Genomic DNA, 7,879 nt, shown 5'->3' with positions numbered 1-7,879 from the left:
CCACATTGCGATGAGAGATCACCACACCCTTCGGCACACCCGTCGTCCCCGACGTATAAATCAAATACGCCACATCATCAGCCGCCGGCATCGCCAACACACCAATGTCGGCCGCCACACCCAGATCGGCGATATCCACAAGCGGCACACCACAACCGGCCACCCGACCAGCAAGATCACTGCTGCACACCACCACAACCGGAGCAGCATCAGCAAGCATGAACCGAATCCGCGCATCAGGATGCATCGCATCGATCGGCACATACGCCGCCCCCGACTTCAACACCGCCAAAACCGCCACAACCGCATCAGCCGACCGCGGCAACAACACCGCCACCCGCTCACCCGGCCCCGCACCACACTCAATCAACCAGTACGCCAACCGATCCGACGCCTCATCCAGCTCCCGATACGACATCGAACAACCCTCGAACGACACCGCCACCGCATCCGGCGCACGAACCACCTGCGCAGCAAACAACACCGGAATCGACACCGCCGAACACACCGCCCGACTCAAAACCGCCCGATTACCCCACCCAAAAAGCTGCGAATGCTCATCCTCATCCAAAAAACCCATCGACGACAACCGCCGCGTCACATCAGCAGTCACGACGCAACCCCGCCTCGGCAGTCATCACCGTCAACACCTGCCGCAGCCGCTCGATCAACCGCCGAACGCTCTCCTCGTGATAGACACCGGTGCGAAACTCCACCGTCCCTCCAATCCCCGCAGGCTTGCCGTCCCCACTGCGGCGCCCGCCCCCCCTGGGCTGTTACCTATCGGACGCCTGGCCCTGCCAATCTGTCGCGCAGGCGCTTCGGCCGGATATCCGGCCAGTTCTGCTCGATGTAGTCCAGGCACGCAGAGCGGTCCGCCTCGCCGAACACCGCCTTCCAACCGACAGGAACGTCGGCGAAGGTCGGCCACAAACTGTGTTGCTCCTCGTCGTTGATCAACACAAGAAAGCTGCCGTTGTCATCGTCAAACGGGTTGATGCTCACCTGGTCCTCCCCTGCACCGAGTTGACCAGCCAAAATCGTTCGACGATCAGGACGCAGGGCGGCTACTCACCACCGGCGTCCATATTGCCTTTTGGTCTACTACAGCTATGAATTGTCTTGTTGCAGAGCGTCAGCATATCCACTTACCTATGGCATCGCACAGAAATCGATGATCCGAGCGTGCCACGTTGCTGAGTCCCAGTACTTTATCGCCCCATTCGCCCCGCACGTAACTTTTTGGCAAATCTGGACGGCGTCCATTCATGCCGGACCTCGACTCCCACGCCGAGCGAGATCCGGCAACCGGGACCATCGGAGTTCAAGGCCCTGAATGCGGGCGGCAATCCGTGCGGTACCCCGACAAACGTGTAGTTCAATCCAGCGAATCGGACTAGCCGGCGATGGGACGTCGCACCCTGCCGCATCCCCGGTAGGCGACGGGAAACTGCCCGACAAATGAGACAGATCCGCAAACTCCGCAGGCAACGTGAGCGCACCGGCCCACGGCACAATCGAGGGCCCGTTCACGACTATTGCGTTAGCCAGAAAAGCGTCGGAACACGGCGACCGCCGGCATCTGCGTCAAATTTGCGACCGCAAATAATGGCAAATATTTCACATTGCAGCGATCCGGCAACCTTGCATCAAGATCGAGTTTGTATCGTCCGCAAGAACACGTCAAAGACCGAGGCACTTTCGGGACCGAATCGACCGGGCTTCCACGATGCGACGACGAGTACGCACGCGCTGGGTGCAGAGTGGCCGCTGAGCCGGCGACACGTCGGTATTCTCCTCGGAGTTGTCCAAGTAGGTCGATCTGTGGGATGGAATCACATGTCTGCACGCGTCGAGAAGCTGGAGTTTCAGGCCGAGGCACGCCAACTCCTGGAGCTGCTGGTCCACTCGGTTTACTCCAACAAGGACTCGTTCCTGCGGGAGCTCATCTCCAACGCGTCCGACGCGCTGGACAAGCTGCGCCTCGAGACACTGCGCAACAAGGAGCTCACAGCGGACACCTCCGACCTCCACATCGATATCGAGGTGGGCCGCGAGCCACGGACACTTACCGTGCGCGACAACGGTATCGGGATGACGCACGACGAGGTCGTGGACCTGATCGGCACTCTCGCGAAATCAGGAACCGCGCAGCTGCGTCGGCAATTGCAGGATGCCAAGAACGCAGCCGCGTCCGATGAATTGATCGGGCAGTTCGGCGTCGGCTTCTACTCCACGTTCATGGTGGCCGACGAGGTTGAACTGCTCACCCGCAAGGCCGGAGAGAGCGGGGCTACCCGATGGGTATCGAGCGGCGACGGCACCTACACCATCGAGTCCGTCGACGACGCACCTCAGGGCACGTCTGTCACGCTCTATCTCAAGCCCGAAGACGTTGATGATCAGCTCCACGACTACACCGCTGAGTGGAAGATCAGAGAACTCGTCAAGAAGTACTCCGACTTCATCGCCTGGCCCATCCGAATGCAGGTCGAGCGACAAGCGCCGGCCACCGAAGAGGGCGGAACGGACCGCGTCTCGGTCGAAACCCAGACCCTGAACTCGATGAAAGCGTTGTGGGCCAAGCCCAAAGAGGAAGTCTCCGAGCAGGAATACCACGAGTTCTACAAGCACATCGCCCATGCCTGGGACGATCCACTCACGGTCATCTCGATGAAGGGCGAGGGCACCTTCGAGTACCAGGCGTTGTTGTTCATCCCCTCGCATGCGCCGTTCGACCTGTTCACCCGTGACGCCAAGACCGGGGTTCAGCTCTACATCAGGCGTGTCTTCGTCATGGGCGACTGCGACGAACTGATGCCCGGATACTTGCGCTTCGTCAAAGGCGTCGTCGATGCACAAGGGATGTCGCTCAACGTGTCTCGGGAGATCCTTCAGCAGGATCGGCAGGTCACCGCCATCCGTCGGCGACTGACGAAGAAGATCCTGTCGACCATCACAGACCTGCAATCCGGAAAGCCCGCGGACTACCAGACGTTCTGGTCCCAGTTCGGCGCGGTCCTCAAAGAAGGCCTGATGTCGGATCTGGACAACCGGGACGCGTTGCTGCGGGTTTCGTCATTCTCCTCCACCCAGAGCGACGACGAACTGACCACGCTCGCCGGATACGTCGAGCGTATGAAAGACGGTCAGGAGCAGATCTTCTACGCCACCGGACCATCGCGTGAGCAACTTCTGAAATCCCCTCATCTAGAGGCGTTCCAAGCCAAAGGATACGAGGTACTCCTGCTCACGGACCCGGTGGACGAGATCTGGGTTGGGTCGGTGCCCGAGTTCGAGGGCAAGCCGCTGCAGTCGATCGCCAAAGGTGAAGTCGACCTCGACTCCGATGCGGACAGGGCCGAACACAAAGCTGAACGCGAGGCACAGGAGCAGGAGTTCGCCGGCCTCCTGGGCTGGCTGACGGACACACTGGCCGACCGCGTTTCGGAAGTGCGGTTGTCCAGCCGATTGACCGAGTCTCCGGCCTGTCTGATCACTCCGGCGTTCGGCATCACGCCGGCGCTGGCGCGCATGTACCGGGCTTCGGGACAAACGGTCCCAGTCGGGAAACGGATTCTCGAGCTCAACCCGGCGCATTCGCTCGTCACTGGCTTGCGAAAGGCCCACGCAGCCGAAGCGGAGAAGACCGTAGAGAACGAAGCCCAGATGCAGCGCCTGACCGAGACTGCCGAACTGCTCTACGGCACGGCTCTTCTCGCAGAGGGTGAGGTACCCGAGGACTCGGCCAAGTTCGCCGCACTACTCGCCGACCGCTTGGCGCGCACCGTGTAACTCGCGTCGTCCGACCCGGCTCGGAGTCCGGTTTCGTCGCGTTTGCCAGGTGAAACCGCAGTCAGACTCGTACCTTGAGAAAATGAGCAACGTACTCGATCTGCTCGATCAGACCATGTTCGACTACGCGCAGGCGTCGGGTTCGACGACCCGGCTGCAATGCGTCTGGGTGTATGACCGTTCGGTCGACATCGACGGTCTGCGGCAATTCCACGCCCACCTTGAGCGAGGACGGTTGTCTCGCTGCATCGCCCATTCGCCATTGCCATTCGGCCGCAGCCGGTGGGTGGCACCCGACAGAGCACCGGAGCTCGAGATCGTCGCGGGGGCCCGACCGCGGGATGCATTCGACGGGTGGCTGGACGAGCAGAGCAACAGCCTGCTGGACTGCGAGCACGGACCGGCGTGGCATCTCGCGGTTCTGCCATTCACCGACGGCGGCGCCGGCGTGAGCTTGACCATCGACCACTGCCTCATCGACGGCGTCGGGCTGTGGGAAGCGGCGGCGGATGCGGCGCGTGGCCGCGACGACCCGGTCATCTGGCCGGACGCGGCATCGCGCGGGCGGTGGCAGGCCCTGCGCGAGGACGCCCGCCAGACCATGAGGGACATCCCGGCGATGAGCCGTGCCGTCATCGCCGCAGTAAAGCTGGGCCGGCCTGGTCGCAACGGTGCCGCAGCTGCCGCCCCGCCGGCCACCAATTCGCCTCCACCGCCCTCCGAACACGACGAACTCCACAATCTCCCAACGGCAACGGTCTTCGTCGACGCCGACGAATGGGACGCCCGCGCGCGCTCACTCGGCGGGACCAGGAACACGCTGCTCGTGGGACTGGCAACGCGCCTCGCTCAGCGAGCCGGCCGGGTGGCGAGGGATGGGTCTGTGGTGGTGACGCTGCCGGTCAACGAGCGCACCGCGGACGACACTCGCGCCAACGCGATCAGCGGTGTGCTCGCCACCGTTGACCCTGCGACCGCAACCACCGACCTGCGTGGGATCAGGGCCGCGGTGAAGCAAGCGCTGATTCGCCACCGGGAAGAACCCGACCCCGCGCAGGTACTGAATGCTCTGGTTCCCCTGTTGTCCAAGCGGCTCCTCAAAGCCGCCCGCGGTGCGACCAGGGTCAGCGCGTTCAACCTCGTCGGCGCCTCCAACGTCGGCGTGACCGATGCCGCCGCGAGCCGGCCAGATGGCACAGAGGCCGACGCCTATGCCATCAGGCTCCACCACCTCGGAGTGGACACACCGGCGATGCAGCAGTACGGCGGATTGCAGACTTTGCTCTCGGGAACGGTGCAGGGACGGATTTTCGTTTCGCTGATTTCGTACCTTCCAGGCCATGCCAACTCTAAAGATGAACTGCACCAGGAACTCTCGACCGCCTTGAAGGAGTACTCGCTCACCGGCACATTTCTTTGAACAACCCGATGGCGGGACATGCCACGGCCGGCTCGGCAGGTCGCGGAGCCGCTCGACCGCGACTCGCGCAATGCGGCTCCGACAAGCGAAATAGACCGTGAAATCGTCAGACCCCCTGCGGTCACCAATGTATTCTTAGGCACGGCCGAATCATTGCGAGGCTCTTGGGAGGGTCCATGAAATCCATTCTCAAGATGCTGCTGTCGGGCTTCCTTCTAATGCTGGCGCTTTGGTTGCTGTTGTTCGTACCGGCCGGCACGCTGAACTACTGGCAGGCGTGGCTGTTTTTCGCAGTGATCGCAATCTCGTCGTGGATCTCGAGCATCTATCTGATGCGCAAGGCCCCCGCGGTACTCGAACGTCGCATACCGACTTCCGAACCCCGGCGGGTGCAGAAATTCTTATCGGCAGCCACCCGCGTCTGCTGGTTTTCAATCGTGGTGGTCAGCGCCCTTGACCACCGATTCGGATGGTCCTCGGTCCCGACGGCCATCTCCGTGGCCGGGTTTGTTTTGACCGTGATAGCGATCTGGGGAATAACGGTCGTCTTTGCGCAAAACAGCCATGCTGCCGTCATCGTCCGGGTGGAGGAGGACCAACCGCTGATCTCTTCCGGCGTGTACGGGATGGTGCGTCACCCCATGTACACCTTCATCACATTGATGTCGGTAGGCGCCCCTCTTGCGCTGGGGTCCTACTGGGGACTCGTTGCCGCCATTCCCACCCCGCTGGTGTTCGCCCTGCGTATCCGCGACGAAGAAACACTGCTTCAAGAAGAGCTGGCGGGTTACCGCCACTACATGCAAGAAGTCCCGCACCGCCTGGTACCCGGCGTTTGGTGACCGAAACCGGTCGGAGTGCCGGCGCCGTCAGCTGGGAGCCGGTCCCGGTGGCTCACCCGAGTCGCGGCGGGCACTGGGTGAGGTCACGATGCGGAATGCCGCGCCGGGGCCCACGAACACCACCGACCTCCACCGCGTCGCGCAAGGGGTTCTGAATCTGTTCATGTTGAAGATCCGTCAACTGTTTTCCGTATGCGCTCAGCGATGTGGCGGCCAACATTTCGTAATGAGTGCAATCGACGGGATGCTCAGTGAGATTCCCTGAGACGTAAGGCTGCCAACTTCTTTGCTGATACCGGAAGGCCATTCGAGCCAGCACTCCCGGGCGCCGTACCCTTATTCTCGGGATCCTCATTCTCCGCGCAGCCGAGAACACGACCATGTCGCCGTCGAAGACACCAGGTTGATGCCCCACCAACAATGACCAATTCGCACTGAGACTTTGAGTCATGAAATCGACCAATTGATTCGGCGGCAGCGCAAACTCGCCGGATCCGTGCTGACGCAGTATTTCCTCGACCTGCCGGTAGGCAAGGCGACCCCATTGGCTTGGAACGTCGACACCCTTCGTCCTCAATATATGTTTGAGGATATGACTCTGGCCCCACGACAAATTCGATGAGACAACGCGTTTGATATTCACCGTGGGATCCAAGAGCACCAGATGCCGGACTTCACAACCACGTCCCTTCAACTCCACCGCCACAGCGTGGGCGACGACGCCGCCGAAGGACCATCCCAGGAGTTTGTAGGGCCCGTCGGGATGGAGGGACTGCAGGCGGTCCGCATAGTTGGCCGCCAGGTCACGGATAGACAGCGCGCCAACCTCATCATCTCCTGGGACTTGATTGATCCCGATGATCGGACCGTCCAAGTAGTCACTCAAAGCGCGATAAGCCCAGCTCAATCCGTAGCCGTCGTGGATGCAGCACCAGGGGATTCCGCTGCCCGCCTTGAGGATCTCGACGGGAATCACTTCGTCGGCGCTGTCGCCTCTGCCGACGTGCTGAGCCAGAGCACTTACAGTCGGAGCCCCGAATATGGTGCGCACCGGCAGGCCAGTGCCCAGGTTGGAGTTGATCGTGGCGATCAGCCGCGTCGCCAGGAGTGAATCCCCGCCCAGGTCGAAGAAAGAGTCGTCGATCCCGACTCGCTCCAGCCCCAGCACCTCGCCATAGATCCTGGCGACAGTCTGCTCGATGGGATTCGACGGCGCACGATAGCGATCGGCCTCGGAGTAGTCCGGGGCAGGTAGGACTCGTTTGTCGAGCTTGCCGTTGACCGTCAACGGCAGGTCGTCCAGTACCACCACCGCCGCCGGCACCATGTAGACGGGTAACCGTTCGGCAAGCTCGGTGCGGAGTCGGGCCGGCTCAGCACTGCCGGTGACGTAGCCAACCAGACGCTTGTCGCCCGGGCGATCTTCTCGCGCAATGACTGCCGCCTGATCCACACCCACCAGATCGGCCAGCACAGCTTGGATCTCGCCCAATTCGATGCGATAGCCACGGATCTTGACCTGCTCATCGGCCCGACCCAGATACCGCAACTGCCCGTCAGGGCCCCAGGACACCAGATCCCCGGTGCGATACATGCGTCGCCCGGACCCACCGAACGGACACGCCACGAACCGCGACCCTGTCAACCCGCCCCGGCGCAGATACCCGCTCGCGAGTCCCGCACCGGCCACATACAACTCCCCGACCACCCCAACCGGCACCGGACGCAACCACCGATCCAGAACGAAAAACGCCGCCCCCGGCACCGGCACACCGATCGGCACCACCCTCGCCCCAGCTTCCAGCGGCGCAGTGAACGACGT

General features: G+C 62.1%; 6 protein-coding genes. 3 read left to right on the top strand and 3 right to left on the bottom strand.

All coding sequences use genetic code 11. The features are described 5' to 3' along the window. Positions 1-613: AMP-binding protein (locus tag H977_RS0128315; RefSeq protein ID WP_155946880.1), on the bottom strand; the 613-nt coding region annotated here is incomplete at its 3' end. A gap of 167 nt (positions 614-780) precedes the next feature. Next, on the bottom strand, positions 781-1,005 hold the full coding sequence (locus tag H977_RS0128305; protein WP_029111008.1) for an MbtH family protein: 225 nt from the start codon (positions 1,003-1,005) through the stop codon (positions 781-783). 834 nt (positions 1,006-1,839) lie between these two features. Between H977_RS0128305 and htpG the strand changes: the two genes are divergently transcribed. The 3 genes from htpG (at position 1,840) to H977_RS0128290 (ending at position 6,057) form a co-directional block, all read left to right on the top strand. Continuing rightward, on the top strand, positions 1,840-3,795 hold the full coding sequence (gene htpG, locus H977_RS0128300; protein WP_029111007.1) for a molecular chaperone HtpG: 1,956 nt from the start codon (positions 1,840-1,842) through the stop codon (positions 3,793-3,795). An 82-nt stretch (positions 3,796-3,877) separates the two neighbouring features. After that, positions 3,878-5,215, top strand: a complete 1,338-nt coding sequence (locus H977_RS0128295; RefSeq protein WP_029111006.1) for a WS/DGAT/MGAT family O-acyltransferase — start codon at positions 3,878-3,880, stop codon at positions 5,213-5,215. A 176-nt stretch (positions 5,216-5,391) separates the two neighbouring features. Continuing rightward, entirely contained in the window at positions 5,392-6,057 is a 666-nt protein-coding gene (locus H977_RS0128290; RefSeq protein WP_029111005.1) for a methyltransferase family protein, read from the top strand. Between the two features lie 52 nt (positions 6,058-6,109). Here the strand turns inward: H977_RS0128290 and H977_RS36110 are convergent. Further along, a partial coding sequence (locus H977_RS36110) for a thioesterase domain-containing protein (protein ID WP_051289187.1) occupies positions 6,110-7,879 on the bottom strand: 1,770 nt, incomplete at its 5' end.

The sequence above is a fragment of the Mycobacterium sp. URHD0025 genome (assembly GCF_000426065.1).
Classification (GTDB): domain Bacteria; phylum Actinomycetota; class Actinomycetes; order Mycobacteriales; family Mycobacteriaceae; genus Mycobacterium.
This window is presented reverse-complemented; position numbering and strand designations above follow the sequence as displayed.

Excerpts from the sequence above, each read along its gene's own strand:
- htpG (WP_029111007.1), top strand. The coding sequence starts at position 1,840 with ATGTCTGCACGCGTCGAGAAGCTGGAGTTTCAGGCCGAGGCACGCCAA.
- H977_RS0128295 (WP_029111006.1), top strand. The coding sequence starts at position 3,878 with ATGAGCAACGTACTCGATCTGCTCGATCAGACCATGTTCGACTACGCG.
- H977_RS0128290 (WP_029111005.1), top strand. The coding sequence starts at position 5,392 with ATGAAATCCATTCTCAAGATGCTGCTGTCGGGCTTCCTTCTAATGCTG.